At 70.8% G+C, this 26,609-nt stretch carries 28 protein-coding genes; 17 read left to right on the top strand and 11 right to left on the bottom strand.

All coding sequences use genetic code 11. The annotated features are described in order from the left end of the window. The 4 genes from MTP03_RS19115 to MTP03_RS19100 all read left to right on the top strand — a co-directional run bounded on the left by MTP03_RS19115 (window position 1) and on the right by MTP03_RS19100 (window position 3,514). Window positions 1–993: a pirin family protein gene (locus MTP03_RS19115; RefSeq protein ID WP_248489554.1), complete on the top strand. Its 993-nt coding sequence runs from the start codon at window positions 1–3 to the stop codon at window positions 991–993. Further along, window positions 990–1,214, top strand: a complete 225-nt coding sequence (locus MTP03_RS19110) for a GNAT family N-acetyltransferase (RefSeq protein ID WP_371820809.1) — start codon at window positions 990–992, stop codon at window positions 1,212–1,214. Before MTP03_RS19115 ends, MTP03_RS19110 begins: the two co-directional genes overlap by 4 nt. Before the next feature lie 166 nt (window positions 1,215–1,380). Next, the gene (locus tag MTP03_RS19105) at window positions 1,381–2,088 is read left to right on the top strand and encodes a response regulator transcription factor (RefSeq protein ID WP_248489553.1); all 708 of its coding nucleotides are present in this window, start codon (window positions 1,381–1,383) and stop codon (window positions 2,086–2,088) included. A gap of 4 nt (window positions 2,089–2,092) precedes the next feature. Beyond that, a complete protein-coding gene (locus tag MTP03_RS19100; RefSeq protein WP_248489552.1) occupies window positions 2,093–3,514 on the top strand; it encodes a cell wall metabolism sensor histidine kinase WalK in 1,422 nt (473 codons plus the stop codon). 25 nt (window positions 3,515–3,539) lie between these two features. On the opposite strand, the gene MTP03_RS19095 is transcribed toward MTP03_RS19100, so the two are convergent. Further along, on the bottom strand, window positions 3,540–3,965 hold the full coding sequence (locus MTP03_RS19095; protein WP_248489551.1) for an HIT family protein: 426 nt from the start codon (window positions 3,963–3,965) through the stop codon (window positions 3,540–3,542). A 39-nt stretch (window positions 3,966–4,004) separates the two neighbouring features. Here MTP03_RS19095 and purD point away from each other — a divergent pair, with 39 nt between their 5' ends. Genes purD through purB form a run of 3 tightly spaced genes read left to right on the top strand, consistent with a single transcriptional unit; the run spans window position 4,005 to window position 7,363 of the window. Next, complete coding sequence (purD, locus tag MTP03_RS19090; RefSeq protein ID WP_248489550.1) at window positions 4,005–5,243, top strand: phosphoribosylamine--glycine ligase; 1,239 nt, start codon at window positions 4,005–4,007, stop codon at window positions 5,241–5,243. 55 nt (window positions 5,244–5,298) lie between these two features. Further along, window positions 5,299–5,901: a TetR/AcrR family transcriptional regulator gene (locus MTP03_RS19085; RefSeq protein WP_248489549.1), complete on the top strand. Its 603-nt coding sequence runs from the start codon at window positions 5,299–5,301 to the stop codon at window positions 5,899–5,901. 34 nt (window positions 5,902–5,935) lie between these two features. After that, window positions 5,936–7,363, top strand: a complete 1,428-nt coding sequence (purB, locus tag MTP03_RS19080) for an adenylosuccinate lyase (RefSeq protein WP_248489548.1) — start codon at window positions 5,936–5,938, stop codon at window positions 7,361–7,363. A gap of 90 nt (window positions 7,364–7,453) precedes the next feature. Here purB and MTP03_RS19075 read toward each other — a convergent pair whose 3' ends face one another. Then, on the bottom strand, window positions 7,454–8,299 hold the full coding sequence (locus MTP03_RS19075) for a DUF559 domain-containing protein (RefSeq protein WP_248489547.1): 846 nt from the start codon (window positions 8,297–8,299) through the stop codon (window positions 7,454–7,456). Window positions 8,300–8,472: 173 nt separating this feature from the next. Between MTP03_RS19075 and MTP03_RS19070 the strand changes: the two genes are divergently transcribed. Further along, window positions 8,473–9,363, top strand: a complete 891-nt coding sequence (locus MTP03_RS19070) for a phosphoribosylaminoimidazolesuccinocarboxamide synthase (protein ID WP_248489546.1) — start codon at window positions 8,473–8,475, stop codon at window positions 9,361–9,363. Further along, window positions 9,360–11,495: a S9 family peptidase gene (locus MTP03_RS19065; protein WP_248489545.1), complete on the top strand. Its 2,136-nt coding sequence runs from the start codon at window positions 9,360–9,362 to the stop codon at window positions 11,493–11,495. The genes MTP03_RS19070 and MTP03_RS19065 overlap by 4 nt, the downstream gene beginning before the upstream one ends. Before the next feature lie 72 nt (window positions 11,496–11,567). Here the strand turns inward: MTP03_RS19065 and MTP03_RS19060 are convergent, their stop codons facing one another. Both MTP03_RS19060 and MTP03_RS19055 read right to left on the bottom strand, forming a co-directional pair. Then, on the bottom strand, window positions 11,568–13,175 hold the full coding sequence (locus MTP03_RS19060; protein ID WP_248489544.1) for a DHA2 family efflux MFS transporter permease subunit: 1,608 nt from the start codon (window positions 13,173–13,175) through the stop codon (window positions 11,568–11,570). Beyond that, a complete protein-coding gene (locus tag MTP03_RS19055) occupies window positions 13,172–13,606 on the bottom strand; it encodes a MarR family winged helix-turn-helix transcriptional regulator (RefSeq protein WP_248489543.1) in 435 nt (144 codons plus the stop codon). The genes MTP03_RS19060 and MTP03_RS19055 overlap by 4 nt, the downstream gene beginning before the upstream one ends. Before the next feature lie 142 nt (window positions 13,607–13,748). Between MTP03_RS19055 and MTP03_RS19050 the strand changes: the two genes are divergently transcribed. From MTP03_RS19050 to MTP03_RS19040, 3 genes are all read left to right on the top strand, one after another. Beyond that, window positions 13,749–14,240 carry a glutathione peroxidase gene (locus MTP03_RS19050; protein ID WP_248489542.1) on the top strand — a complete coding sequence of 164 codons (492 nt, stop codon included), beginning with the start codon at window positions 13,749–13,751 and terminating at the stop codon, window positions 14,238–14,240. Between the two features lie 68 nt (window positions 14,241–14,308). Continuing rightward, a complete protein-coding gene (locus MTP03_RS19045) occupies window positions 14,309–15,007 on the top strand; it encodes a DUF2334 domain-containing protein (RefSeq protein ID WP_248489541.1) in 699 nt (232 codons plus the stop codon). A gap of 47 nt (window positions 15,008–15,054) precedes the next feature. Then, entirely contained in the window at window positions 15,055–15,858 is an 804-nt protein-coding gene (locus MTP03_RS19040) for a class I SAM-dependent methyltransferase (protein WP_248489540.1), read from the top strand. Between the two features lie 31 nt (window positions 15,859–15,889). Here the strand turns inward: MTP03_RS19040 and MTP03_RS19035 are convergent, their stop codons facing one another. Beyond that, window positions 15,890–16,534, bottom strand: a complete 645-nt coding sequence (locus MTP03_RS19035; RefSeq protein ID WP_248489539.1) for an MBL fold metallo-hydrolase — start codon at window positions 16,532–16,534, stop codon at window positions 15,890–15,892. 82 nt (window positions 16,535–16,616) lie between these two features. On the opposite strand from MTP03_RS19035, the gene purS reads away from it, so the two are divergent. Genes purS through MTP03_RS19020 form a run of 3 tightly spaced genes read left to right on the top strand, consistent with a single transcriptional unit; the run spans window position 16,617 to window position 18,879 of the window. Further along, the gene (purS, locus tag MTP03_RS19030) at window positions 16,617–16,856 is read left to right on the top strand and encodes a phosphoribosylformylglycinamidine synthase subunit PurS (RefSeq protein ID WP_248489538.1); all 240 of its coding nucleotides are present in this window, start codon (window positions 16,617–16,619) and stop codon (window positions 16,854–16,856) included. Next, window positions 16,853–17,527 carry a phosphoribosylformylglycinamidine synthase subunit PurQ gene (gene purQ, locus MTP03_RS19025; protein WP_248489537.1) on the top strand — a complete coding sequence of 225 codons (675 nt, stop codon included), beginning with the start codon at window positions 16,853–16,855 and terminating at the stop codon, window positions 17,525–17,527. The genes purS and purQ overlap by 4 nt, the downstream gene beginning before the upstream one ends. Continuing rightward, window positions 17,527–18,879, top strand: a complete 1,353-nt coding sequence (locus MTP03_RS19020) for a M18 family aminopeptidase (protein WP_248489536.1) — start codon at window positions 17,527–17,529, stop codon at window positions 18,877–18,879. Before purQ ends, MTP03_RS19020 begins: the two co-directional genes overlap by 1 nt. Window positions 18,880–18,885: 6 nt before the next feature. Here the strand turns inward: MTP03_RS19020 and MTP03_RS19015 are convergent, their stop codons facing one another. The 6 genes from MTP03_RS19015 to MTP03_RS18990 all read right to left on the bottom strand — a co-directional run bounded on the left by MTP03_RS19015 (window position 18,886) and on the right by MTP03_RS18990 (window position 24,146). Next, window positions 18,886–19,923, bottom strand: a complete 1,038-nt coding sequence (locus tag MTP03_RS19015; protein ID WP_248489535.1) for a zinc-binding dehydrogenase — start codon at window positions 19,921–19,923, stop codon at window positions 18,886–18,888. 14 nt (window positions 19,924–19,937) lie between these two features. After that, on the bottom strand, window positions 19,938–20,714 hold the full coding sequence (locus MTP03_RS19010; protein WP_248489534.1) for an SDR family oxidoreductase: 777 nt from the start codon (window positions 20,712–20,714) through the stop codon (window positions 19,938–19,940). A 9-nt stretch (window positions 20,715–20,723) separates the two neighbouring features. Continuing rightward, complete coding sequence (locus MTP03_RS19005; RefSeq protein WP_248489533.1) at window positions 20,724–22,190, bottom strand: MFS transporter; 1,467 nt, start codon at window positions 22,188–22,190, stop codon at window positions 20,724–20,726. Between the two features lie 107 nt (window positions 22,191–22,297). Then, a complete protein-coding gene (locus MTP03_RS19000; RefSeq protein ID WP_248489532.1) occupies window positions 22,298–23,089 on the bottom strand; it encodes an IclR family transcriptional regulator in 792 nt (263 codons plus the stop codon). Continuing rightward, window positions 23,089–23,688: an NAD(P)-dependent oxidoreductase gene (locus MTP03_RS18995; protein ID WP_248492294.1), complete on the bottom strand. Its 600-nt coding sequence runs from the start codon at window positions 23,686–23,688 to the stop codon at window positions 23,089–23,091. Before MTP03_RS18995 ends, MTP03_RS19000 begins: the two co-directional genes overlap by 1 nt. Beyond that, window positions 23,622–24,146 (bottom strand): hypothetical protein, encoded by a 525-nt coding sequence (locus tag MTP03_RS18990; RefSeq protein ID WP_248489531.1) that lies wholly within the window; start codon window positions 24,144–24,146, stop codon window positions 23,622–23,624. Before MTP03_RS18990 ends, MTP03_RS18995 begins: the two co-directional genes overlap by 67 nt. A 56-nt stretch (window positions 24,147–24,202) precedes the next feature. Here MTP03_RS18990 and MTP03_RS18985 point away from each other — a divergent pair, with 56 nt between their 5' ends. Together MTP03_RS18985 and MTP03_RS18980 are read left to right on the top strand one after the other, a co-directional pair. After that, on the top strand, window positions 24,203–25,099 hold the full coding sequence (locus MTP03_RS18985; RefSeq protein WP_248489530.1) for an NAD(P)-dependent oxidoreductase: 897 nt from the start codon (window positions 24,203–24,205) through the stop codon (window positions 25,097–25,099). Window positions 25,100–25,134: 35 nt separating this feature from the next. Next, window positions 25,135–26,604, top strand: a complete 1,470-nt coding sequence (locus tag MTP03_RS18980) for an amino acid permease (RefSeq protein ID WP_248489529.1) — start codon at window positions 25,135–25,137, stop codon at window positions 26,602–26,604. Window positions 26,605–26,609: the final 5 nt, after the last annotated feature.

Below are 26,609 nucleotides of genomic sequence, written 5' to 3'. Positions count from 1 at the left end.
ATGAGCAACGTCGACCGACAGCCCGACGAGGTCGAATGCGGCGCCACACCAGCCGGCGCCGGGGTGGAGGTGATCCGGGCGCGCGAGGTGCCCCTCGGCGGCCCCCGCGCGATGACGGTCCGCCGCACCCTCCCGACCCACGAACGCTCGATGATCGGCGCGTGGTGCTTCGCCGATCACTACGGTCCGGACGAGGTGACCCGCTCGGGCGGCATGAACGTCCCGCCGCACCCGCATACCGGCCTGCAGACCGTGAGCTGGCTGTTCGAGGGGGAGATCGAGCACCGCGACAGCGCCGGCGTCGAGGCGCCGGTGCTCCCGGGAGAGATCAACCTCATGTCCGCCGGCTTCGGCATCAGCCACTCGGAGGTGTCCACTCCCGATACCACCGTTCTGCACGGAGTTCAGTTGTGGCTCGCGCTCCCGGACCGGGTGCGGAACGCCCACAACGGCTTCCAGCACTACGCTCCGCCCGCCGTGGAGCTGCCGGACGTGCGCGCGGGCGGTCCCGGCGGGACCGCCCGCGTCTTCATCGGCGAGCTGGCCGGCAGTGCCGCGCAGATCACCACCGCCACGCCGCTGCTCGGCGCGGAGCTCGTGCTGAATCCCGGGGCGCGGGTCGCGCTCGCAGTGAACGAGGAGTTCGAGCACGGCGTCCTGCTGGACACCGAGCGCCTCCTGCTCGACGGTGTCGCCCTCGCCTGGGGCGACCTCGGTTACGTCGGCCCAGGGCTGGGCGGGATCCGCCTGCACAACCCGACCGATGCGCCCGCCCGCGCGATCCTGCTCGGTGGGGCGCCGTTCGACGAGGACATCGTGATGTGGTGGAACTTCGTGGGCCGCAGTCACGAGGAGATCGTCGAGTACCGCGAGGAATGGGAAGCGCGGGCAGTGCGTTTCGGCAGTGTGAGTGGCTGGACCGACGATCAGTACCTGCCGGCCCCGCCGCTGCCCACCACCAGGCTCAAGCCCCGCAGAAGGAGCAAGCAGTGACCGAGACCAACGAGACCGTCGCAGTCGCCCGCAACGACGCGGAGGGCCGGTACGACATCACCGTGGACGGCGAGCTCGCCGGCTTCACCGTGTTCATCGACCGCGGCGAGCAGCGCATCTTTCCGCACACCGAGCTCGACGAGAAGTTCTCGGGCCGCGGCCTCAGCGGGATCCTGGTCCACGACGCGCTCGAGGACGCGCGCGGGCGGGCAAGCGCGTAGTTCCGGTGTGCCCGCTGGTCGCGAAGTACATCTCGAAGCATCCCGAGGTGCAGGACCTCGCGGACCCGGTCACGCCGGAGATCCTCGCCTCGCTGCGCTGACGCGTTCACAGGAACTGCCAGCGAGTCGCCAGAGTCCTGGCGGAAGGCAGAGGCAGGATGGCGTCGTGTCCAGCGTGAACAATGAACCGACGCCCCGCGTCCTGGTCGTCGACGACGAGCAGAGCATACGGGAGCTGTTGCAGGTCAGCCTCAAGTTCCAGGGCTTCGACGTTGTCGTCGCCCACGACGGGCCGTCGGCGCTCGACACCGTGCGCACGTTCCGCCCCGACGTCATGGTGCTCGACATCATGATGCCGGGGATGGACGGGCTGGGACTGCTCAAGCGGCTGCGTCAGGACGGAGTGGAGGCGCCCGCCCTGTTCCTCACCGCGCGCGACTCGGTCGAGGACAAGGTGGCCGGGCTCACCCTGGGCGGCGACGACTACGTGACGAAGCCGTTCAGCCTCGAGGAGGTGGTGGCGCGGATCACCGTGCTGCTGCGCCGCACCGGCTTCGGCGAGAAGGAGGTCTCCACCCGGCTCACCTTCGCGGACCTCGAACTCGACGACGAGACGCACGAGGTGTGGAAGGCCGGGAAACTGGTGTCGCTCTCGCCGACCGAGTTCACGCTGCTGCGCTATTTCATGGTCAACGCCGGCGTCGTGCTGTCCAAGCCGCGGATCCTCGATCACGTGTGGCACTACGACTTCGGGGGCGACGTCAACGTCGTCGAGTCCTACGTCTCGTACCTGCGCCGCAAGGTGGACACCGGCGAGCGCCGGCTCATTCACACCCTGCGCGGCGTGGGCTACGTGCTGCGCGAACCGCGGTAGCGTCATGCCCGCCGGCACCGTCGCATCCGCCTCAACGCGGCCGTCGCTCGCGTCCCGGATCCCGCTCCGGTTCTCCCTCGTGGCGCTCGTCGTGGGCCTGGTCTTCCTCGGCCTGCTCGCCTCCGGCACCGCGCTGACCGCCGCGATGCAGGATCGGCTGCTCTCCCGCGAGGATCAGACACTGCGGCAGGCCGCCGACACCTGGGCCCGTCCCAAACCGGCGGATCTGCCCGCTCCGCCGCGCGGCAAGGCGCCGCCCACGCGCTTCTACGTGGCGACGTTCCTGACGAACGGTACGCAGGTCCAGGTCAGTAACCCCGACTTCACCGAGCGCCCGGACCTCTCCGGCCTCGCCGACCTGCACGGCGACGCGGTCTCCGTCCACTCCGCCGGCGGTGGCGGGCCGCGATGGCGGGTCGTGCAGTCGGAATCGTCGTACGGGGTCACCTACGTCGCCGTCACCCTCACCGACCTCGAGAGCACACTGCGCGCGCTGGTCGCGCTGGAACTGCTCATCGGCGGCGGCGTGCTCATCGTCGCGGGCGGGCTCGGCTACCTCGTGGTGCGGCGCTCGCTGCGCCCGCTCGAGCAGGTCGAGGCCACCGCGGAGGCGATCGCCGCCGGCGATCTGACCCGGCGCGTGCCCCGGGCGCCCGCGTACACGGAGGTCGGCCGGCTGTCGACGTCGATCAACACCATGCTGCACCAGATCCAGGACTCGTTCGGCCGCGTGGCCGCGTCGGAGGAGCAGGCCCGGGCCGACGAGGAGCGGATGCGCCGCTTCGTCGGTGACGCCTCGCACGAGCTGCGCACCCCGCTCACCTCGATCCGCGGGTTCGCGGAGCTGTACCGGCAGGGCGCGACCGACGACACCGAGTTCGTCATGTCCCGCATCGAATCCGAGGCCGAGCGGATGGGCCTGCTCGTCGAGGACCTGCTGCTGCTCGCGCGGCTGGACGCGCGCCGTCCGCTGGCCGCGGAGCCGGTCGACCTGCGGGCGGTGGCCGACGACGTGGTGCACGCCGCGCAGGCCCGCGAGCCCGACCGGGACATCGCGCTGGAGGCCGAGCCCGGCACCGTCGACCTGATCGGCGACCGGGACCGCCTGCACCAGGTGGTGACCAACCTGGTCTCGAACGCGCTGCGGCACACGCCCGGCGACGCCTCGGTCCGGGTGCGCGTCGGGTCCGAACCCGGGGCGGCGGTGCTCACGGTGGCCGACACCGGTCCCGGGATGGAGCCCGACGAGGCCGCGCGCGCGTTCGAGCGATTCTACCGCACCGACTCCTCCCGCAGCCGCGGCAGCGGCGGGGCCGGACTGGGGCTGTCGATCGTGCTCGGCATCGTCGAGCGGCACGGGGGCACCGTCACCGTCGACACCGCCCCGGGCGAGGGCGCGACGTTCACGGTGCGCCTGCCCCGCTGACCGGCGGTGCCCCGCTGACAGGCGGCTACTGCCCGGCGAGCGCCTCGACGATCCTGGTCTGCGCCTCGTCGAGCGATTCGGCGGAGGGGTTCTGATCGACGCGTGCGAAGTCGAAATCGGTGAGGCCGTAGGCGGGGAAGACGTGCAGGTGCACGTGGGGGATCTCGAAGCCGGCCACGATCAGGCCGGCCCGGGGCGCGTCGAACGCCGCCTTGACGGCGCGGCCCAGCTTGCGCGCGACATCGTTGAGGTGCTGCCACAGCGCGTCGTCGATCGACTCCCAGTGGTCCACCTGCTCGCGGGGGACCACGAGCACGTGCCCCTTCGTGAGCGGCGCGATGGTCAGGAAAGCGACCACCGAATCGTCCTGGTACACGAACCGGCCGGGGAGCTCACCGGCGATGATCTTCGAGAAGACGGTGCGGTCCGCGCCATTCGTTTCTGCTGCCATACGGCCAGGCTAGTGGAGGGCCCCGGTAGTGTCATGGCCGTGCGAGTACTCGTCATCGGCACCGGCGGCCGCGAACACGCCCTCCTCGACGCCCTCTCCCGGGACCCGCAGGTCACCGCGTTGCACGCGGCCCCGGGCAATCCGGGGACCGCGGCGATCGCGACGAACCACGACGTGGACGCCTCCTCGGGCGACGCGGTCGCGGCGCTCGCGGCCGACATCGGCGCCGATCTCGTGGTCATCGGCCCCGAGGTTCCGTTGGTGCTCGGCGTCGCCGATGCCGTGCGCGCGCGCGGCATCGCAGTGTTCGGCCCCTCCGCGGAGGCGGCGAAGATCGAGGGCAGCAAGGCCTTCGCCAAGGACGTCATGGAGGCGGCCGGCGTGCGCACCGCGCGCAGCGAGGTCGTCGACAGTCCCGCGCTGATCGACGCGGCGCTGGACCGTTTCGGGCCCACCTGGGTGATCAAGGACGACGGTCTCGCCGCGGGCAAGGGCGTCGTCGTCACCGCCGACCGCGCGGAGGCCCGCGCGCACGCCGCCGACCTCCTCGAGTCGGGCCGGCCCGCGTTGTTCGAGTCCTTCCTCGACGGTCCCGAAGTCTCGCTGTTCTGCCTCGTCGACGGCGACGACGTGGTCCCGCTGCTGCCCGCGCAGGACCACAAGCGCGTCGGCGACGGCGACACCGGGCCCAACACCGGCGGCATGGGCGCCTACGCGCCGCTCCCGTGGCTCCCCGAGGGCACCGTCGAGCTGATCGTGGACACCGTCGTTCGGCCCGTCGCGGCCGAGATGGTGCGCCGCGGTGTGCCGTTCTCCGGGCTGCTCTACGCCGGGCTGGCGATGGGCGTCGAGGGGCCGGCCGTCGTCGAGTTCAACTGCCGCTTCGGCGACCCCGAGACCCAGGCGGTGCTGAACCTGCTCGAATCGCCGCTCGGCGAGGCGCTGAACGCCACCGCCACGGGCGCCCTCGGCGCGCTGCCCCCGCTCCGGTGGCGCGACGGTGCCGCCATCACCGTCGTGCTCGCCGCCGAGAACTACCCGGCCACGCCGCGCAAGGGCGACGTCATCACCGGCGCCGACGGCGCCGGGATCTACCACGCGGGGACCGCGCGGGATGCCGAGGGACGCCTGGTGTCGAACGGCGGGCGGGTTCTGAACGTCGTGGGCGTGGGCGCCGACCTGGCGGCGGCCCGCGCCGACGCCTACGCGAAGCTCGAGCGGATCAAGCTGCCGGGCAGCCATTTCCGCACCGACATCGGCTATCAGGCCTTGCAGTAGCGCTATTTGATCGAATCCCCTCTGGCCGGGGCCAGCGGCTGGCAGCATGTCTCAGATGACAGCCGCGACCACGCCCAAGGGTGAGCGCCGGCGCGCGGCCCTCGTGGCGGCGGCCGGACAGCTCCTCGTCGAGGGCGGATTCGAGTCGGTGCGCCACCGCGCGGTGGCGCACCGCGCTCACATCCCGCTCGCCGCGACCACCTACTACTTCGAGTCGCTGGGCGACCTGCTGTCGAACGCGGTCGCCTACGCGGGGGAGCTCGACGTCTCCGCGATCCGCGACCGCGTGGACGCGGTGAGCCGGCGGCGTCGCGGCGATGCGGCGCTGGTGAAGCTGCTGGCCGCCGTCTTCTTCGCGTCCGAGTCCGAGGCGGAACGCAGCGCCCTCGTCTCGCGGTACGAGCGAATGGTGTTGTGCACGCGGGACCCGGAGCTGACGAGGCTGCAGGCGCAGGCGCGCACCGTGCTCGCAGATCTGCACGCGGAGGTGCTCGCGCGGTCCGGCCGGCGGGCCGACCGTCCGTGCGTCGACCTGCTGATGGCCATCGAGGACGGTGCGGCCCTCGCCGCGTTCACCACGCACGGGGCGGATGTGGCGCGGGCGGTGCGCGACGCGCTGTCCCCGGTGATCGACGATCTGGCGCCGATCCTTCAGTGACGGCGGTCGCGTGCGTGCATGAGATAATCGCGCGGTGAGCTCACCGAAGATCCCCGACGTCCTCGCCAACCGCTACGCCAGCCCGCGCATGCGCGAGCTGTGGTCGCCGGAGCACAAGATCGTGCTGGAGCGCCAGCTGTGGATCGCGGTGCTCAAGGCGCAGCGCGACCTCGGGATCGACGTTCCCGACGGTGCCGTCGAGGCCTACGAGAAGGTGGTCGACAGGGTCGATCTCGCGTCGATCGCGGAGCGCGAGCGGATCACCCGGCACGACGTGAAGGCGCGGATCGAGGAGTTCAGTGACCTCGCGGGCTTCGAGCAGATCCACAAGGGAATGACCTCACGCGACCTCACGGAGAACGTCGAGCAGTTGCAGGTGCTGCGCTCGCTGGAGTACGTCCGCGATCACGCCGTTGCCGTGGCCGCGCGGCTCGCCGAGCGGGCGGCGCAGTACTCGTCGGTCGTGATGGCGGGCCGCTCGCACAATGTCGCGGCGCAGGCCACGACGCTGGGTAAGCGCTTCGCGAGCGCCGCCAACGAGCTGCTGGTCGCGATCGCCCGGATCGAGGATCTGATCGGTCGGTACCCGCTGCGCGGCATCAAGGGCCCGATGGGCACGTCGCAGGACATGCTCGACCTCCTCGGCGGCGACGCCGCCAAGCTGGCGGCGCTCGAGTCGCGCGTCGCCGAGCACCTGGGGTTCGCCCAGTCGTTCGTCTCGGTGGGGCAGGTGTATCCGCGCTCGCTCGACCACGACGTGGTGAGCGCGCTGGTCCAGGTGGCGGCGGCACCGTCGTCCCTCGCGACGACGATCCGGCTCATGGCCGGGCACGAGCTGGTGACGGAGGGCTTCCAGCCCGGCCAGGTGGGCAGCTCCGCGATGCCGCACAAGATGAACACGCGCTCCTGCGAGCGGGTGAACGGGCTCGCGGTGATCCTGCGCGGGTACGGCTCGATGGCGGCCGAGATGGCCGGTGCCCAGTGGAACGAGGGCGACGTCTTCTGCTCTGTGATCCGCCGCGTCGCGCTGCCCGACTCGTTCTTCGCGATCGACGGGCTCTTCGAGACCTTCCTGACGGTGCTCGACGAGTTCGGCGCCTACCCCGCGGTCATCGAGAACGAGCTGAACCGCTACCTGCCCTTCCTCGCCACCACCCGTGTGCTCATGGCTGCGGTGCGCGCGGGCGTCGGCCGCGAGGTCGCGCACGAGGTGATCAAGGAGCACGCCGTCGCCGTCGCACTGGCGATGCGCGAGGAGGGCCGCGAGCCGGACCTGCTGGACCGTCTGGCCGCGGACTCGCGCCTGGGCCTGACCCGCGCGCAGCTCGACGCCGCGCTCGCCGACCGCGCCGCCTTCACCGGCGCCGCCGAGGCCCAGGTGGCCCAGGTCGTCGCCGACGTCGAGGCGCTCGTGGCCCGCCACCCGGAAGCCGCCGCCTACTCCCCGGCCCCCATCCTCTGACCGCCCGTTGCTGCTGGTTCCCAGCGGTTTCGGCGACGGCGACCTGCGATCCGCGCACAGAAACCGCTAGCAATCGGCGGACTCGGCGAGTTAGGGCTTCGCGGTGGCACTCGCCGGCAGCGTGAGGACAGGGATCGACGGGGCCGGGCCGCTCCATCCGCGGCGCCGCAGCTCGGTGTCGATCCGCTCGATGAACGAGGGCATCCCTTCCGTCAGCGTCTTCGATGTGACGCGGATGATCGCCCACTTCTGATTCGTGATCTCGTTCCAGCGTCGAACGTCCTTCCGTTGCTGGGAGACTGAGCGGTGGTAGCTGCCGTCGTACTCGATCGCGATCCGATGGTCGGCGTCGTCCAGATCGACGTGAAAGCCGGTCCCGGGTATCGCGCGCTGTGGGGTGAACATGGTCCACCCAGCACGATGGACGGCCAGCCGCGTGTACGTCTCCCAATGCGAGTCCGTGCCGACACTCGATTCGGCGATGACGGCCCGGACTCGGTTACCGCCGTAGAACCCCGGGTGCGAGTCGAGGTAGGCGATGACAGCCTCCTTGGTTGTGACCGACCTGCCGTACTCGTCGACGCGGATGCACTGGTCGAAACCCGCGATGCCTTCGTCGTCGGGGGTGTGGCGGGCGATGTCGGCGGCGGTGAGCGGGCCGGAGGTGGCTCGCCGGCGAAGGACCAACTCGACGTCCGCGGGGTCCAACCGGCCCGTGCGGATCGTCACGCCGCGACGAGTGCGATGCTGCGGCAGCCAGATCGAGGGCTGGTGCCCGTTGGTGTACCGAGCACCATGGAGAGCGGCGGCCGTCCAATCCGTGAAGACCGCCTCGGGGTACGCGATGGCGAGAGCATCTCGGACCTCCCGCGCGCTGACGGGCGCGGTGCCCTCCCGCCGGAGGCCGTGGACGACCGACGTGGACCCCAGGCGCATCGCGTGCGAGGTCCCGCTCCGAGCAGATCACGAGTTCGGCGGATCACATCAATTGGACGCATGTTCTCGCCGATCGGTTCCCCAGCCCGACGGTTCCCAGTGGTTTCGGCGGCGCTGACCTGCGATTCGCCCGCTGGAACCGCTGGGAATCGACGGGAGGATAAGGTGGCGGGGTGCGTCCTGAACTGAGTGAATACACGCCGATCTACTCGGGCAAGGTCCGGGAGTTGTACGAGGTGGATCCGCAGCATCTGCTGCTCGTCGCGAGCGACCGGATCAGCGCCTACGACCACATCCTGGATACGCCGATCCCCGACAAGGGGCGGGTGCTCACGGCGATGTCGGTGTACTTCTTCGACGCACTCGGGGTGCCGAACCACCTGGCCGGACCGGTCGACGATCCGCGGATCCCCGAGGCGGTGCTCGGCCGCGCGTTGATCACGCGCCGGCTGGACATGGTACCCGTGGAGTGCGTGGCCCGCGGTTACCTCACCGGGTCGGGACTCAAGGAGTACAACGCGGGCGGCGAGGTGTGCGGGGTTCCGCTGCCCGCCGGGCTCGTCGAGGGCAGCCGGATCGATCCGCCGATCTTCACGCCCGCGACCAAGGCCGCCGTCGGCGACCACGACGAGAACGTCTCGTTCGAACGCGTCGCCGCAGATGTGGGCGAGGAACTCGCGGAGCGGCTGCGCACCCTGACCCTGGACGTGTACGCGCGGGGCGCGGAGATCGCCCGCGATCGCGGAATCATCCTCGCCGACACCAAGTTCGAGTTCGGAACGCTGCCCGACGGTACGCTCCTCCTCGCCGACGAGGTGCTCACCCCGGACTCGTCGCGCTACTGGGACGGTGCGCTCTACGAGCCGGGCAGGACGCAGCCGAGCTTCGACAAGCAGATCGTCCGCGATTGGCTGACGAAGGAATCGGGCTGGTCGACCGACTCCGACGTGCCGCCGCCGGCGCTGCCGGACGAGGTGGTGCAGCGCACGCGATCGCGGTACATCGAGGCATACGAGCGCATATCGGGCCTGAGCTTCGCCGACTGGCCGGGCGGAGCGGCATGAGGGGCGCCGCACAGCCGGTCGCGAAGAAGGTTCCGACGCCGCGCACCTTCCACGGCGACACCGTGATCGACGACTACGCGTGGCTGGCCGACAAGGACGATCCGGAGGTGCTCGCCTATCTCCGTGCGCACAACGACTTCACCGAGGCGGCGACCGCGGGACACGAGCCGCTGCGCGAGGCGATCTACGGCGAGATCAAGGCGCACACGCAGGAGACCGACATGTCGGTGCCGCAGCGCCGGGGCCGGTTCTGGTACTTCGCCCGCACACAGGAGGGCAAGCAGTACGCGATCCATTGCCGTGCACCGATCTCCGGGCCCGACGACTGGACGCCGCCGGTCGTGTCCGAGGCGCCGCTCCCCGGCGAGCACGTCCTGCTCGACCTGAACCTCGAGGGGGAGGGGCACGAGTACATCGCCGTCGGCGCGGCCTCGGTATCGCCCGACGGTGCCCTTCTCGCCTATTCGCTCGACACCGACGGCGACGAGCGGTTCACGTTGCGCGTCAGGGACATCGAGTCCGGTGAGGTGCTGGAAGACACGGTGGAGAACGTCTTCTACGGGGCCACTTGGGCGCCGACCACCGCGTCGGGTGCGCGGCACCTGTTCTACACGACGGTCGACGACGCCTGGCGGGCCGACACGATCTGGCGGCACGAGATCGGTTCCACCGCAGGCGATGTGAAGGTGTTCCACGAGACCGATCAGCGGTTCGGCGTGGGCATCGGCCTGAGTCGCAGCGAGAAGTACCTGATGATCGGGGCCTCGTCGACGCTCAGCTCCGAGACCTGGGTCCTCGACGCGGCCGACCCCACGGGCGAGTTCCGCGTGCTGCGACCCCGCGAGGAGGACGTCGAGTACTCGGTCGAGCACGCGGTGCTCGGTGGCGAGGACCGGTTCCTGTTCCTGCACAACCGCACCGGCATCAATTTCGAGCTGGCGGCGGCCCCCGTCGACGCCCCGGACGAGTGGACCGTGCTGGTCCCGCACCGCGACGACGTGCGCCTCGATTACGTCGACGCGTACGCCCGCCGGCTCGCGCTCGGCTACCGGCGCGGCGGGCTGCCGCGCCTCGCGCTCGCCGAGGCCGCGGCCGCGCCGGCGTTCGCCGAATGGGATCCGGGCGAACCGCTCGCCAACGTGGGCCCCGCGGCGAATCCCGAGTGGGACGCGCCCCGGCTGCGACTGGCGTACGAATCCTTCGTCACGCCCGGCACGGTTCTGGAGCTGACTCCCGAGACCGGCGAGCAGACGGTGCTCAAACGACTCAACGTGCCCGGCTACGACGCCGCGCTGTACGTGGCGGAGCAACTCTGGGTCACGGCCGGCGACGGCGCGAGGATTCCGGTCTCGACGGTGCGCCGCAAGGACGTTCCCGAGGGGCCGGCCGAAACCGCCGGGCCCGCTCGCTCCGCTCCCGGCGCCCCCACCCTGCTGTACGGCTACGGCTCCTACGAGGCGACCATGGACCCGTGGTTCTCCGTCGCGAGACTCTCGCTCATGGACCGCGGTGTGGTCTTCGTCGTGGCGCACGTGCGCGGCGGCGGCGAGATGGGCCGCGCCTGGTACGACCACGGCAAGCAACTGGAGAAGACCAACACGTTCACCGACTTCGTGGACGTGGCGCGGCATCTCGTGGGCAGCGGCCGCACGACCCCGCGGCAGCTGGTGGCGATGGGCGGCAGCGCCGGCGGTCTGCTGGTGGGCGCGGTGGCGAACCTCGCGCCGGAGCTGTTCGCCGGCATCGTCGCCGACGTTCCGTTCGTGGATCCACTCACCTCGATCCTGGACCCGTCGCTCCCGCTCACGGTGGGGGAGTGGGACGAATGGGGTAACCCGCTGGAGAACGCCGAGGTGTACCGGTACATGCGCGACTACTCGCCGTACGAGAACGTCGCCGCGAGGCCGTACCCGGCGATCCTGGCGACCACCTCACTCAACGACACCCGCGTGCTCCCCACCGAGCCGGCGAAGTGGGTGGCGAAGCTCCTGGCGCACACCACCTCCGGCAACGAGATCCTGCTCAAGACCGAGATGGTGGCCGGTCACGCCGGCGTCAGCGGTCGCTACGCCAAGTGGCGCGAGACGGCGTTCGAGTACGCCTGGATCCTCACCCGCCTCGGTGTCGCCTGACGGCGCACCGTCGCGATGCGAGAAGTGCCCGGCCCCCGAACGGGACCGGGCACTTCTCGGACCGGGGCGAGGTCAGTGCGGCATGACCAGCTGCCGCTCGGCGGCCTCGGTGTCGGCCTCGTGGGTGCGGGGTAGGAAGAACGCCGGGATGATGCACAGCGCCACCAGGATCGCGGCCACGAAGTAGGTGTTCCCGAAGGCCTCCGCCGCGAACGGCAGGTTGTCGTGCAGGAACTTGTCGAAGCCGGTCTCGCCCTGGAACATCGCGATGCCCTGCTCGCGGGCCTCCGGGCTCGAGTTCAGGCCGAACGCCAGCGCGCCGGTGTGCTTCTCGCCCTGCGGCGTGGGCATCGCCGTACCCGCGTTGGTCAGCCAGTTGGTGAACAGCACGGAGAAGATCGCGGTACCCATCGACGCGGCGATCTGCTGGACGATGTTCGTCAGCGTGGAACCGCGGGAGATGGACTCCGGTGCCAGCGTGCGGATCGCGGCCGACATGGTGGGCATCATCGTCATACCCATGCCCAGGCCCTGGATCAGCAGCGAGCCCAGCAGGATCCAGTACGGGGTCTCCGCAGTGAGCTGCGTGAAGGCGATCATGCCGCCGGTGATCAGCGCGAGGCCGGTCATGACGAACTTGCCCGGGCCCATCTTGTCGGTGAGCACGCCGGCGATCGGCATGGTGAGCATGGCGCCGAGGCCCTGCGGGGCGAGCAGCAGGCCGGCCATGAGGGTCGACTCGCCGCGGATGCCGATGAAGTACTGCGCGTACAGGATCGAGCTGCCGAAGAAGGCCATCGCGAACATCGCGAACGTGATCATGGCGACGGTCATGTTCCGGTTCTTGAACAGCCGCAGGTCCAGCAGGGGCAGCTTGGCACGCAGCGCCCAGAACACGAACGCGATGATCAGGACCAGGCCCACGACGGTGGCCGGGATGACGCGGCTCGTGTACATCGACGAGTCCGACTGCGCCTCGGGGATCGAGGAGACGCCGAACAGGAACAGTGCGAGGCCGGGCGAGAGCAGGATGAAGCCGACGAGGTCGAACTTCTGGCCCTTGACGGGCTCGTCCTTGTCGAGCACGAACCAGGCGTAGATGATCGCGATCGCGCCGATCGGCACGTTGATCAGGAAGATCCAGTGCCACGAGAAGGACTCGATCAGCCAGCCGCCCAGGATCGGGCCGCCGATGGGGCCGAGCAGCATCGGGATGCCGAGCACGGCCATGACGCGGCCGATGCGCTCCGGGCCGGCGGCCCGGGTCAGGATCATCATGCCCAGTGGCATCAGCATGCCGCCGCCGAGGCCCTGCAGCACGCGGAACAGGATCAGCATCTCGATCGAGTCGGCGACGGCGCACAGCGCCGAGCCGATGACGAACATCGCGGTGGCGGCCATGTACAGCCGTTTGGTGCCGAATCGGTCGGCGGCCCAGCCGGTCACGGGGATCACGGCGGCGAGTGCCAGCGTGTAACCGGTCATGGTCCAGGCGACGGTGGCGGGTGATGCGTTCCACTGCGCCTGGAAGGTGTTCTGGGCGACGGCCACGATGGTCATGTCCAGGATGGCCATGATCGACCCGAGGACGACCACGCCGGCCACCATCAGGACGCGACGATCGAGACCCTCACCCGCGTGCGGGATCCCGCTCTTGTCGAGCGTGTTCTCGGTACTCATGCGTTCTCTTTCATTGCGGTGAAGAAGGGGTTCGGGGGGATCAGTCCCTGGTCGAGGATCTCGACCATCACGTCGTGCAGCCGCTCGCGGAGATCGGCGGGCAGTCGCTCCGCGAGTCCGAGCACCTCACGGTGCTTGTCGCTGATCGCCTCCGCAAGTGTTTTTCGGCCGAGGTCGGTGATGGTCAGATTCTTGATCCGGCGGTCGGAGGGGTCCTCGCGCCGATCCACCATTGCGAGCTGAACAAGCTTCTCCACGTTCCGTCCGGTGGCGGCGACGGACAGCCCCAGATCATCGGCGAGCCGGTTGATCGGCGGCGGGGTCTCGGCGGCGACGAGTTGCAGGAGGATGTGGAACTGCGGCGCGGTGATGTCCGACGACAGCATCGTGCCCAGGCTCTCCTGCGTGACATTGCACATGAGACGGCCCATGAACTCCGCGAAGACCTCGGTGAGGGCCTCGGGAGTCACGTCCCTGGAAGTTGCTTGCACCCAAAAACGGTAACTCTGACGCAATCATTGCGCAAACGAGATAGGTGTGTTCTGCATTACATCCGGGCGTAGGCTCGGGCGCATGACAGTTCTCGACTCCATCGCCCTCACCACGCTCGACGGTGCTCCCGCCTCGCTCGCCGACTACGCCGGCCGTGCCGTCCTCGTCGTCAACGTCGCCAGCAAGTGCGGCCTGACCCCGCAGTACGCGGGCCTGGAGGCTCTCGCGACCCGGTACGCCGACCGCGGTCTGACGGTGCTCGGGGTGCCCTGCAATCAGTTCGCCGGGCAGGAGCCCGGTACCGCCGAGGAGATCGCGACCTTCTGCTCGACCAGCTACGGCGTCACGTTCCCGCTGCTGGAGAAGGCCGAGGTCAACGGCGAGAACCGGAATCCGCTGTATGCCGAGCTGACCAAGACCGCGGACGCCGAGGGCGCGGCCGGCGACATCCAGTGGAACTTCGAGAAGTTCCTCATCGCGCCGGACCACGTCGCGGTGCAGCGCTTCCGCCCGCGCACCGAGCCCGAGTCGGACACCGTCGTCGGCGCGATCGAGGCCGTCCTGCCGTCGTGACCGGGCAGTTCGGCGACACGTAACCTCGCGTCCCCGATCCGGTAAGGAACGCGGCGCACACTGCGAACATGAGCTCGCCGCTGTACGTCAGTGTCGCCACCCTCTCCGATGTCACCCGCGCGGACGCGGAACGGTTCGCGGCGCAGATGGACGAGCGGGGCGTACCCGTCTCGTTGCTGGTCGCGCCGCGGCTGAAGGGCAAGTACCGGCTCGTCGACGACCGGTCGACCCAGGCCTTCCTTCGCGAGCGGCGCGCCGGGGGCGATGGAATCGTCCTCAACGGCTACGACCAGGCCGCGACGAAGCGGCGTCGGGCCGAGTTCTCGACGCTCGGCGCGCACGAGGCCGGGCTCCGCCTCACCGCCGCCGACCGCGTGCTGGAGAAGGTGGGGCTGCGCACCCGTGTGTTCGCCGCGCCGCGGTGGAACGCCTCCACCGGCGCGCTGCTCGCTCTGCCGGAGGCCGGCTTCCGGGTGAACCTCGGCTACACGGCGATCACGGACCTCGTCACCGGCGCGGAGGAGAAGGCCCGCGTCCTGGGCATCGGCGACGGGTTCCTCAGCGAGCCCTGGTGGTGCCGCGCGCTGCTCGCGCAGGCCAATCGCATCGCCCGGCGGGGCGGCACCCTCCGGCTCGCCGTCGACGCCCGCCGGCTCGCCTCGTCGACGGTGTCGCGCACCATGCTCGACGCCGTCGACCTCGCGCTGCACCACGGCGCCGCCCCGGTCGTCTACGAGCACCGCGCGAAGGTTCTCCTCGCAGCCTGAGCCTCGACCCGCAACCCGACCCTTGACTTGTTGGTTAGGCTAGCCTTATGCAGGCGAAGATTGAGCTCGGCGACATCCAGGAGACGCTCCTCATCCCGCTGTACGGGCGGGCGCGCGACGCCGCCGCGAAGCGCAGCGTCCTCGGCGACAGCACGGCGATCGAGCTGGTCGACGCCATCGACTACGACTTCGGCAGGTTCACGGGCCCCTCGTTGCCGGGATCGGTGCTCCGCGCGTCGATCTTCGATCAGTACGTGCGGGACTTCCTCGCCGAGCATCCCGACGGGACCGTCGTGGACCTCGGCTGCGGGCTGTCCACCCGCTTCGATCGCCTCGACAACGGCACCGTGCGCTGGTTCGACCTCGACGTGCCGGACACGATGGCGTTGCGCCGGAAGTTCTTCTCGGACGCCGAGCGGTACACGATGATCGCGGGCTCGATCTTCGAGGAGGACTGGTACGAGCAGGTCGCCGAGCGCGGCGGCCCCGTCCTCCTGCTGTCCGAGGCCGTGCTGCTGTACTTCCCGGACGAGCGAGTGCGCGACGTGCTCGGCCGCCTCGCCCGACGGTTCGTCGGCGACCGCATCGCACTCGACACGGGGGGCGCGTTCATGATGAACCACCAGGAGCAGAATCCCGTCTTCGCGTCGATCCCCGCGCGGATGCAGTGGACCTGCGATGACCCGCGCACGCTCGAGGATCTCGGCCTGACGTTGCTCGAGAGCCGGAGCTTCGGGCAGCCGCAGAAGGCCGTCGCCCGAACCTGGCCCTGGAAGTACCGACTTCTCCTGAGGCCGGCCGCTCGCACGCCGATGGTCTCGGGCTACCGCATGAACCTGTTCCAGGCCTGACTGCGCGCACCGTCGATCGACGGTGCTGTCGTCAGAACGTGCGCGTCTCCTCCGCGCCCCACGGGACGAGGTCGGCACCGTCGGGACGCATCTCCGTGAGCCGGCCGAGGTAGACCCCCGCGCCCGCCTCCGCGAGCAGCGCGTCGTGAATGGGTACCGCCGCGCCGGGACGCACCTCCCGGAAGAAGTCGATCGTCTCGCTGATCCGGCACCACGGGGCGCTGACCGGCAGGCCGAGCACGTCGACGGGCTCGTCGGGCACGAACAGCGCGTCCCCGGGATGGTAGAAGCGGCCGATGCGCTCCTCGTCGCCGAGCAGGAACGACGTGTTGTCGATCGTGGGGATGTCCGGATGGATCACGGCGTGCGTGCCGCCGACCGCCCGGGCGATGAGGTTGCCGATGCCGAAGTCGTGCCCCGGTACCGCGGCGATCCAGCGGTCGCCGCGGCGCGAGGCAGTGGTCGGGTCGGCGAACAACTGCGCATCGGGGTTGGCCTCGACGAGGGCGTCGATCCGGTCGGGGTCGATGTGGTCGGGATGCTGGTGGGTGACCACGATCGCGTCGAGGCCCGTGAGCCCCTCGAAGCCGTGGGAGAAGGTACCGGGATCGAACAGGACCCGCGTCTCGGACATCTCCACGAGGACGCAGGAATGGCGGAAGTGGGTGAGTCGCATGCGCCCAGTATGCGCCGGTAAACTGACCCGCGGAGCGCGATCGACACCCGAGCGCGCGGTCGAATCGAGAGGGAGCCGCAACGTGGCACGGATTGTGGTGGACGTGATGCCGAAGGCCGAGATCCTGGACCCCCAGGGGAAGGCGATCGTGGGCGCGCTCGACCGCCTCGGGTTCGCCGGTGTCGCGGATGTGCGGCAGGGCAAGCGGTTCGAGCTCGAGGTCGACGGGGATCTCAGCGACGAGCAGCTGGAGAAGATCGCGGCCGACGTTCTCACGAACACCGTGATCGAGGACTTCACCGTGACGCGGGTGAACGCATGACGCGGGTCGGCGTCATCACTTTCCCCGGCACCCTCGACGACGTCGACGCGGTGCGCGCGGTGCAGCGGGCGGGCGGCGAGGCGGTCGCGCTGTGGCACAAGGACCACGACCTGCAGGGCGTCGACGCGGTGGTCGTGCCCGGCGGTTTCTCCTACGGCGACTACCTGCGCGCCGGCGCCATCGCCTCGCTCGCCCCCGTGATGACCGAGGTCGTCGAGGCCGCGAACAAGGGCATGCCCGTGCTCGGCATCTGCAACGGCTTCCAGATCCTGTGCGAGGCGGGCCTGCTGCCCGGCGCGCTGACGCGCAACGAGGGCCTGCACTTCGTGTGCCGCGACCAGTGGCTGCGCGTCGAGGCCACGAACACCGCCTGGACCTCCCGCTACGAGCCGGGGGCCGAGATCCTGGTCCCCGTGAAGAACGCGGAGGGCCGCTTCCAGGCCTCGGCCCCCGTGCTCGACGAACTCGAGGGCGAGGGCCGCGTCGCCTTCCGGTACGTCGGCGGCAACCCCAACGGCTCGCAGCGCGACATCGCCGGCATCGCCTCGGCGAACGGCCGCGTCGTCGGCCTCATGCCGCACCCGGAGCACGCCACCGAGGCGCTCACCGGCCCGTCGGACGACGGCCTCGGCATCTTCTACTCCGCGCTGGACGCGGTGCTGTCGGCCTGATGGCGGACTCGGCGGCAGCGGCCACTGCGTCTCCGGAGGGCCTGTGCGCGTTCGTCGACGCCTCGCCGTCGCCGTTCCACGTGGTGGAGACGGTGGCCGCGCGGCTGCGCGAGGCAGGGTACACCGAGCTCGCCGAGGGTGACCGGTGGCCGGCCGCAGGGAAGCACTACGTGGTCCGGGGCGGGTCGGTCGTCGCGTTCGACACCTCCGGCGCCGGGAGCGCAGCGAGCGGGCCGAATCGTTCCGGCGCCGGGAGCGCAGCGAGCGGGCCGATTCGTGCAGGGTTCGGGACCGACGGTGCCTTCCGCATCGTCGGCGGGCACACCGACAGCCCCAACCTGCGGGTCAAGCAGCACCCGGACCTCGAGTCCGCGGGCCTGTCCCTCGTCGGGCTCGAGCCGTACGGCGGGGCCTGGCTCAATTCCTGGCTCGACCGCGACCTCGGGATCTCCGGTCGGCTCGCGTACTCGGGGCCCGACGGTGCCGCCACCGTCCTGGTGCGCATCGACGAGCCGATCCTGCGGGTACCGCAGCTGGCCATTCATCTGTCCGAGAACCGCAAGGGCGTGGAGCTGGACCCGCAGCGGCACGTCAACGCGATCCGCGGCGTGGGGTCCGCGGCTCCGTTCCTGGACGTCGTCGCCGAGGCGGCCGGCGTGGATCCGGCGTCGGTGCTCGGCTGGGAGCTGATGACGCACGACCTGGCCCCGTCGCGCGTGGTCGGGGCCGATGGTGACCTGCTGTCCGCGCCCCGGCTGGACAACCAGGGCACCTGCTACGCCGGCACGGAGGCCCTCGTCGCCGCCCCGCCGGTGGACGGCGTCACCCCGGTGCTCGCCCTGTTCGACCATGAGGAGGTCGGCTCGGGCTCGGACCGTGGAGCGGCCTCGGATCTGCTCCTGACGGTGCTCGAGCGCATCGTGCTCGCGGCGGGCGGCGACCGCGAGGACTTCCTGCGCGTGATGAGCCGCTCGGTGTGCGCGTCGGGCGACATGGCCCACGCCACCCACCCGAACTACCCGGACCGGCACGAGGGCGCGCACCGCATCGCGGTGAACGGCGGGCCGGTGCTCAAGGTGAACCAGAACCTGCGCTACGCCTCGGATGCGGTGGGGGAGGCCGTGTTCGCGGTCGCGGCCGAGCAGGCGGGTGTGCCGCTGCAGCGCTACGTGCACCGCGCCGACCTGCCCTGCGGCTCCACGATCGGGCCGATCACCGCGGCCCGCACCGGCCTGAGCACCGTCGACGTGGGCGCGCCGCAGCTCGCGATGCACAGCGCCCGCGAGCTCATGGGCTCCGCCGACGTGGGGATGTACTCCGCGGCGCTCGCCGCCTTCCTGGCCCCGGCGTAGTCCGGCTCAGCCCCGGAAGTCCAACAGCACCTTGCCGGACGCGGCGGAGTCGCGGGCGATCGCGAAGGCGTCGAGGGCATCGGCGGCGGGCAGGACGTGGGTGACCACACCGCGCACGTTCAGGGTGCCGTCGGCGAGGGCGGCGATCACGTCGTCGATCTCGTCGTTGAACCGCAGTGACCCGCGCAGGTCCAGCTCGCGGGTGATGGCCTGCGCGGCGGGGAAGTCGATGTCGCCCGCGCGCTGCAGGCCGAGCATCACCACGACGCCGCCGCGCGCCGCCGCGTCGATCGCGGCGTGCAGCCCGGGCTCCGTGCCGGACGACTCGAGCACGACGTCGGCGTGCAGTGCCGCGATCGCCTCGCCCTCCCGCGCGTCCAGCACGCGGGCGGCGCCGACGGCGAGGGCCCGCTCGCGCGGACCGTCGGCGATGTCGGTGGCGATCACCTCCGCGGCGCCGTGGTGCAGCGCGACGGCCACGGCCAGTAGGCCGATGGGGCCGGCGCCGATCACCGCGACGCGCTTGCCCGCGACGTCGCCGGCCCGGTCCACGCCGTGCCAGGCGACGGCGGCGGGCTCGATGAGCGCCGCGTCGCGCGGGTCGATTCCAGCCGGCAGCACGCGCAGCATCCGGGTGGGCAGCGCGACCCTGCGCGCGAACGCGCCCTCGCAGTGCGGGAAGTGCGCCGCCGAACCGAGATACGTGGACGCGGGCGCCAGGTTCGGCCGGTCCGCGGGGTAGGGCACCCCGTCGACCTCGTGCGGGGTGCCCGGGTGCACGGCGACCGGCGTGCCGGGCGCGGGCCCGGAACCGTCTGCGGCGGAACGGATAACCGTGCCGATCACCTCGTGACCGAGCAACATCGGCGCACGCAGGATCGACGCGCCGGCCGCGCCGTGCAGCCAGTAGTGCAGGTCGGACCCGCAGACGCCCCCGTACTCGATCGCGACCACGGCCTCGTCGACCGCGGGGCTCGGCTCGGGCAGCGCCTCGACGCGCAGATCGTTGGCGGCGTGGGCGACGACGCCCAGGTTCTCGGTCATCGTGACCACCTTTCCTACACGACCGCGGTCATGCCGCCGTCGACGTACAGGATCTGCCCGTTCACGAACGATGAGGCGTCCGAGGCGAGGAACACCAACGGCCCCACCAGATCCGCGACGTCGCCCCAGCGCGCCGCCGGGGTGCGGCCGGCCACCCAGGCCGAGAACTCGGCATCGTCGACCAGCGCCTGCGTGAGCTCCGTCGCGAAGTATCCCGGGGCGATGGCGTTGGCGGTGATGCCGTGCGGGGCGAGCTCGGCGCACAGCCCCTTGGTGAGCATGACGATGCCGCCCTTGGTGGCCGCGTACGGGGTGATGTTCGGCCGGGCGAGCTGCGACTGCACCGACCCGATGTTCACGATCCGCCCGCCGCCCCGCGCGATCATCCCCGCCGCGACTCGCTTGGACACCAGGAACGCACTTGTGAGGTTCGTGGCGATCAGGGTGTTCCAATCGGCCGTGGGGAATTCGGTGAACGGGTGCCGGATCTGCATGCCGGCGTTGTTCACCAGCACGTCGACGGTGCCGGGGCCGGCCTCGATCGCCGCGATCCCGGTGTCGACCGCGGCCTCATCGGTCACGTTGAATGCCGCGGCATGCGCGGGATTACCCGTGGTAGTGCCGATCTCGTCGGCGACGGCGGAGGCGGACGCGGCATCCCGACCGTGCACGATCACCGTCGCACCGGCGGCCGAGAGGCCCTCGGCCAGACGCCGCCCGATGCCTCGGGTGCTGCCGGTCACGAGGGCGAGGCGGCCGGTGAGGTCGAACGCGGAGGTATCGCTGGGCATGACGGCCTTTCAGTGCGCGGCGGGTGCCGCGGGTGCGGCCGCCGGGGTGGCGGAAGGTGCTGCGGGGACGGGGAAGTCGAGCGTGCTGAGTGCCGCCGTCCCGGGCACGGCGTAGCCCTCCCCGGCTTCGGAGTCGGAGACCTTGACCGCGTCGTCGGTGCGGGTGAGATCGCGGCCCACGGTCTCCGGGACGAGGAACGTGCTCGCAGCGGTGATCGTGGCGAGCGTCGCCATGTAGAGGCCGAGGACGAGCCAGTTCCCGTCGGTCACCTTGATCAGGTAGGCGCCGAGCACACCGGCCACGCCGCCGGCGAGGACCGCGGAGATCTCCCGCGCCATCGCCACGCCGAGGTAGCGGTGCCGGGCGCCGAACATCTCGGGGATCATCGCGCACTGCGGTCCGAGCATCGAGTTCACGCCCAGGCCGATGCCGACGGCGATCACCGCGACCGCGATGCCGTGGTTGTGCAGGGTCAGCAGCCACCACGCGGGCAGCGAGTAGGCCAGCAGGAACAGCGCGCCGAGCCGGTAGACGATGCGCCGGCCGTACCGGTCCGACAGGTGGCCGGTGAACGGCACCGAGAACACGCCGATCAGTGAGCCGATGGTGACGCCCCAGGTGAGCACGCCCTTGTCGGCGCCGGGCCCGGTGACACTGACGAAGAACGACAGGGCCAGTGCCTGGAACATGTACGAGCCGCCGTTCTCGGCCATCCGCAGCCCGATGCCCACGAGCACGCCCGGGAAGCCGTGCTTGAACAGCTCGCGCACGGGCTTGTCGGCCACCTGCTCCTGCTTCTCCAGCTCGACGAACGTGGGCGTCTCCTGCAGCTTCATCCGGATGGCCACGGCCAGCAGAATCAGCAGGAACGACGCCAGGAACGGCACCCGCCAGCCCCAGCTGAGCATTGCCTGTTCGGGAAGCAGGCTGATCAGGGTGAACACCAGCGCGGCCAGCAGCGTGCCGGCCTGGATGCCGATGAACGGCAGCGCGGAGAAGAAGCCGCGCCGTTTCACCGGCGCGTACTCGGCCATGAGCACGGTCGATCCCGCCTGCTCCGCGCCGGCCCCGAAGCCCTGCAGCAGCCGCAGGATCACCAGCATGATCGGCGCCCACATTCCGATCGTCTCGTAGGTGGGTAGCAGGCCGATCAGCGTGGAGGCCCCGCCCATCAGCATGATCGTGATCACCAGGACGGCCTTGCGCCCCACCTTGTCGCCGAGGCGGCCGAAGAACAGGCCGCCGAACGGCCGGGCGGCGAAGCCGACGCCGAAGGTGGCGAACGCGGCGACGGTGGCCATCGCCGGATCGCCCTGCGGGAAGAACAGCACGTTGAAGATGAGTGCCGTCGACAGGCCGTACAGCGCGAAGTCGAAGTACTCGAGCGCGCTGCCGATGCTGGATGCCAGGGTGGCGCGCTTGAGGTTCGCGGCGTACTCCGGATCCTGCTCCGCCGCGGTGGTGGGTGTCGTCACGATGTCTCTCCTTCGGCCTCCCGGAGGTGACTCGCGTCACATCCGCTGTGTCGACGGTAACACTGGAGCGAACGCCGTACAACAGGTTGAACGATTCTTGGAGCGGGTCAGTTCGTGGAGACCTGCTGGCGCCACGGGTTGCTCAGCCGGGCGGCCGCCTCCACCAGCGCGGTCCCGACGGTGGCGATGCGCAGGTCATCGGCCTGATCCGCCGGCATTGCCGCGCCGAGGCCGAGCGGCGGATCGCCCGGTGTCCAGGCGGGCAGCGCGACGGCGATCCCGGTGACGCCGAGCGTCCCGTGTCCGCGATCGACCGCGTACCCGCGCTCACGCACCCGGTCCAGCTCCGCCCGCACGTCGGCCTCGGTGACCTCGCTGCCGTCGGCCGCGCTGCGCGCCGGTACCGCGTCCGCGAGGATCTCGTCGAGCTCGTGCGGCGGCAGCGCGGCGAGCAGCGCGTGCCCCGTCGCGGTGAACACGGCGGGCAGTCGCGAGCCGAGCGGGGTGCCGAACCGGTACGGCGCGCGGCCCTCGTGGCGCGCCAGGTAGAGCGTGTGGGCACCGTCGAGCATGGCGATCTGGACCAGCTCACGGTGCAGCGTGGGCGACGCCGCGATCACCGGGAAGAACTCCCGGACCTGGTTGAACTGCAGCGCGTACGCGCCGCCGATCTCCGCGGTGCGGCGGCCCAGCGCGAAGCCGCCGGGGACCCGCCGGATCATGTCGCCGTCCTCGAGCGCCTGGCACAGGTTGGTGCAGGACGATTTGGCGATGCCCAGGCCGCGGGCCAGTTCGCTCAGCGACATCGCCGGCGCCTCCGACTCCGCCAGCAGGGTGAGGATGCCCAGCGCGCGGGTGACCGCGGGGGCCGGGGTGCGCGATCCCTCCGGCTCGGTCATCAGTAGAACTCCACCGTGTCCACGACGTTCGTCAGCGGCGCACCGTCGAGCAGGGCGGTGGCGTTGCGCGCGAACAGCCGCGCGATGCGCGTCGACTCCTGCCGGCTCAGCGCCGCGGTGTGCGGGCTGGCCAGCACCCGCGGGTGGGTCCATAGCGGGCTCGACTGCGGCAGCGGTTCGGTCGCGAACACGTCGAGCGCGGCGAAGCCGATCCGGCCGTCGTCCAGGGCCGTGAGCAGCGCGTCCTCGTCGATGACGGTGCCGCGCCCCACGTTGGTGAGGAGGGTGCCGGGGCGCACGGCCGCGAAGAACTCCGCGCCGAGCAGCTTCTCCGTGGACGCCGTACCCGGCAGGGTCACGACCACGGCGTCCACCTCGGACGCGGCCTCCACGATCTCCTCCAGCGGGACGATGCGGTCCACGTGCTCGACCGGGCGGCCGCTGCGCGAGGTGCCCCACACCGTGGACCCGCACGCGGCGAACCGGGCCGCCGTCGCCGCGCCGATCCCGCCCAGGCCCACGATGAGCACCGTCATCTCGTCCAGGTGTCGCATCTCCCAGCGCTCCGGCCAGACCTTCGCGGCCTGGTCGGCCTCCAGCCGGCGCAGGTCCTTGGCGCCGGCGAGGATGCCGAACAGGGCGAACTCGGCGAGCGTGGAGCCGTGCACCCCCGCGCTGGTGGTGAACGCGACGCGCTCCAGCTCCGCAGCCGTGAGGCCGGCGGCCTTGACCTGGCCGCCGCCGCCGCGGCCGTGGTGTGCACCCAGCGCAGCCCGGGGTTGGCGCGCACCGCCTCGGCGAGCAGCGCGGGCTGCACGTCGGGAATGCCGAACAGGGCGTCGGCCCCGGCGAGGAACTCGGCGTACGCGGCCTGCTGCGCGGGCGTGCGCTCGAAGGTCGGGTCGCCCTCCCAGTCGGCGTTCCAGCGAGCGGGGCGGTAGAGCGAGTGGTCGCGCGCCAGCTCCACGCGGGGCTCGAGACGCTCGATCAGGAGGCAGTCGGATTCGGGCAGGTCGACGGCGAGGGCGACGCGGAGCGTCTTCGATCCGGATGTCATGGCCCCACTCTAGAAGATCGCACAACATATCGAACGCCATTCGTTAGGCTGGACGGATGAATCAGGCTGCGGATCCCGTCGTCGGCGTCATCGGACTGGGCGCGATGGGCGCCCCCATGGCGCGCCACCTCGCGCGAGCACACGGCGCCGTCCACATCACGGCCCGCAGGCCCCGTCCGGACCTCGTCGCCGACGGTGCCGTGTGGCACGCCGACGCCGCGTCCCTCGCGCGCACCGCCGACGTGGTGCTGCTGATGCTGCCCGACCTGCCCGAGATCGAGGAGGTGTTGGCCGACGGCCTGCGCGACGGGGACCGCCCGCTGTTGCTGGTCATCGGGTCCACGTCGTCGGCGCCGGGCGTCCGAGCGCTCGCGGACCGCCTGGACCGCGAGACGTCCGGCCGGATCCGCGTGGTCGACGCGCCCGTGTCCGGCGGCGAGGACGGCGCGATCGCGGGCACCCTGTCGATCATGATGGGCGGCGCGGAAGCCGATTGCGCCGTGGCCGCGCGGGTGCTCGCGCCCTGCGGCACGCCCGTGCGGCTGGGCCCGCTCGGCGCCGGCGAGGTGGCCAAGGCGTGCAACCAGTTGGTGGTCGCGTCCACGATCATGGCGCTGGGCGAGGCGACGGTGCTGGCCGACCGGTCCGGCATCGACGTGCGCGCGATGTGGGAGCTCCTCGGCCACGGCTACGCGTCGTCCCGGTTGCTGGACACGCGCGCCGAGAAGCTGATCACCGGCGACGATGCGCCGTCCGGCATGGCGAAGTACCTGCTCAAGGACCTGCGCTCGGGCAGCGAGGTCGCGGCTGCCACGGGTACCGACGCGGTCCTCGTCCCGGCCCTGCTCGCGGCGTTCGAGGAGCTGGTCGGGGCCGGCCTCGGCGACCGCGACATGGCCGTCACGCGCCGATTCGTGGCCGACCGCGGAGCCCGCGCCGCCGCTCCCGAGTGAATCGAGGCTCACCGAGGTGATTAGTGTCGGAACCCATGACAACGTCACCGGAGGCACCGTCGAACCCGGACGAGGGTGAGCACCTGACCCGCGCCCTGAGCAACCGCCACATCCAGCTCATCGCGATCGGCGGCGCCATCGGCACCGGCTTGTTCATGGGATCCGGCAAGACCATCTCGGTCGCCGGCCCCTCGGTGATCGTGGTCTACATGGTGATCGGCTTCATGCTCTACTTCGTGATGCGCGCGATGGGGGAGCTGCTGCTCAGCCGCACCGGGTACCGCAACTTCTCCGACTTCGCCGGCGACCTGCTGGGGCCCTGGGCCGCGCACTTCACCGGCTGGACCTACTGGTTCTGCTGGGTGGTCACGGCCGTGGCGGACGTGGTGGTGATCGCGTCGGTCTACATCACCTTCTGGGCGAAGGACATCCCGCCCTGGATCCCCGCGGTCGCCGTGATCGTGCTGCTCATCGGCCTGAACCTACCGACCGTCCGGGCGTTCGGCGAGACCGAGTTCTGGTTCGCCATGATCAAGATCGTCGCCATCGTCGCGCTCATCGTGGTGGGCGCGGTCCTCATCCTCACCGGCTTCGAGCACGACGGTGCCCGCGCCTCCCTGGCCAACCTGTGGGAGCACGGCGGCGTCTTCCCGCAGGGCTTCATGGGCTTCGTGGCCGGCTTCCAGATCGCGGTCTTCGCGTTCGTCGGCATCGAGCTCGTGGGCACCGCGGCCGCGGAGACGAAGAACCCGGAGCGGAACCTGCCCCGCGCGATCAACGCCATCCCGATCCGCATCCTCCTGTTCTACGTGGGCTCGCTGATCGTGCTCATGTCGGTCGTGCCGTGGGACCGGTTCAGCAAGGACGAATCGCCGTTCGTCATGCTGTTCACCCTCGCCGGGCTCGGCGCGGCCGCGCACCTGGTGAACGCGGTGGTGCTGACCTCGGCCATGTCGTCGGCGAACTCGGGCATCTACTCCACCTCGCGCATGGTCTACGGCCTCGCCACCGAGGGTGATGCGCCGAAGGTGTTCGCGCAGCTCTCCGGTCGCAAGGTACCGCAGAACGCACTGTTCCTGACCGCGGTGATGCTGCTGTCGTCCGTGGTGCTGCTGGCGTTCGGGCTGGACAAGTCGGCCGGCTTCACCGTGGTGACCACGGTCTCGTCGCTGTGCTTCATGTTCGTGTGGACGATCATCCTGGTGAGCTACCTGGTGTACCGGCGGCGGCGCCCGCAGCTGCACGAGGAGAGCGCCTTCAGGATGCCGCTGGGCCGCGTGATGCCGTGGGTGGTGTTCGCCTTCTTCGCGTTCCTGCTGTGGGCGTTCACCCGCGAGACCGACACCCTGCAGGCCATGCTGGTGACCCCGATCTGGTTCGCGATCGTCGGCATCGCGTACGCGGTACTCCGCCGCACGCCCGAGCACCGGATGGCTCGCGAGGAGTTCGCCGCCAGGCGGGCCGCCGAGCACGACGCCGCCGCGCGGTGGCACCTGTCCCGATAACCCTC

It is taken from the genome of Tsukamurella sp. PLM1 (assembly GCF_023168325.1).
Lineage (GTDB): Bacteria > Actinomycetota > Actinomycetes > Mycobacteriales > Mycobacteriaceae > Tsukamurella.
This window is presented reverse-complemented; position numbering and strand designations above follow the sequence as displayed.

Bases quoted from the DNA above. Each gene is read 5' to 3' on its own strand.
- MTP03_RS19055 (WP_248489543.1), bottom strand. From the start codon at position 13,606: ATGGGCCGTCTCATGTGCAATGTCACGCAGGAGAGCCTGGGCACGATG.
- MTP03_RS19095 (WP_248489551.1), bottom strand. From the start codon at position 3,965: ATGGCAGCAGAAACGAATGGCGCGGACCGCACCGTCTTCTCGAAGATC.
- MTP03_RS19020 (WP_248489536.1), top strand. From the start codon at position 17,527: ATGGCGGACTCGGCGGCAGCGGCCACTGCGTCTCCGGAGGGCCTGTGC.
- MTP03_RS19075 (WP_248489547.1), bottom strand. From the start codon at position 8,299: ATGCGCCTGGGGTCCACGTCGGTCGTCCACGGCCTCCGGCGGGAGGGC.
- MTP03_RS19050 (WP_248489542.1), top strand. From the start codon at position 13,749: ATGACAGTTCTCGACTCCATCGCCCTCACCACGCTCGACGGTGCTCCC.
- MTP03_RS19065 (WP_248489545.1), top strand. From the start codon at position 9,360: ATGAGGGGCGCCGCACAGCCGGTCGCGAAGAAGGTTCCGACGCCGCGC.
- MTP03_RS18980 (WP_248489529.1), top strand. From the start codon at position 25,135: ATGACAACGTCACCGGAGGCACCGTCGAACCCGGACGAGGGTGAGCAC.
- MTP03_RS18990 (WP_248489531.1), bottom strand. From the start codon at position 24,146: ATGACATCCGGATCGAAGACGCTCCGCGTCGCCCTCGCCGTCGACCTG.
- MTP03_RS19010 (WP_248489534.1), bottom strand. From the start codon at position 20,714: ATGCCCAGCGATACCTCCGCGTTCGACCTCACCGGCCGCCTCGCCCTC.
- purQ (WP_248489537.1), top strand. From the start codon at position 16,853: ATGACGCGGGTCGGCGTCATCACTTTCCCCGGCACCCTCGACGACGTC.
- MTP03_RS18985 (WP_248489530.1), top strand. From the start codon at position 24,203: ATGAATCAGGCTGCGGATCCCGTCGTCGGCGTCATCGGACTGGGCGCG.
- MTP03_RS19015 (WP_248489535.1), bottom strand. From the start codon at position 19,923: ATGACCGAGAACCTGGGCGTCGTCGCCCACGCCGCCAACGATCTGCGC.
- MTP03_RS19000 (WP_248489532.1), bottom strand. From the start codon at position 23,089: ATGACCGAGCCGGAGGGATCGCGCACCCCGGCCCCCGCGGTCACCCGC.
- MTP03_RS19115 (WP_248489554.1), top strand. From the start codon at position 1: ATGAGCAACGTCGACCGACAGCCCGACGAGGTCGAATGCGGCGCCACA.
- MTP03_RS19085 (WP_248489549.1), top strand. From the start codon at position 5,299: ATGACAGCCGCGACCACGCCCAAGGGTGAGCGCCGGCGCGCGGCCCTC.
- MTP03_RS19035 (WP_248489539.1), bottom strand. From the start codon at position 16,534: ATGCGACTCACCCACTTCCGCCATTCCTGCGTCCTCGTGGAGATGTCC.
- MTP03_RS19060 (WP_248489544.1), bottom strand. From the start codon at position 13,175: ATGAGTACCGAGAACACGCTCGACAAGAGCGGGATCCCGCACGCGGGT.
- MTP03_RS19100 (WP_248489552.1), top strand. From the start codon at position 2,093: ATGCCCGCCGGCACCGTCGCATCCGCCTCAACGCGGCCGTCGCTCGCG.
- MTP03_RS19040 (WP_248489540.1), top strand. From the start codon at position 15,055: ATGCAGGCGAAGATTGAGCTCGGCGACATCCAGGAGACGCTCCTCATC.
- MTP03_RS19045 (WP_248489541.1), top strand. From the start codon at position 14,309: ATGAGCTCGCCGCTGTACGTCAGTGTCGCCACCCTCTCCGATGTCACC.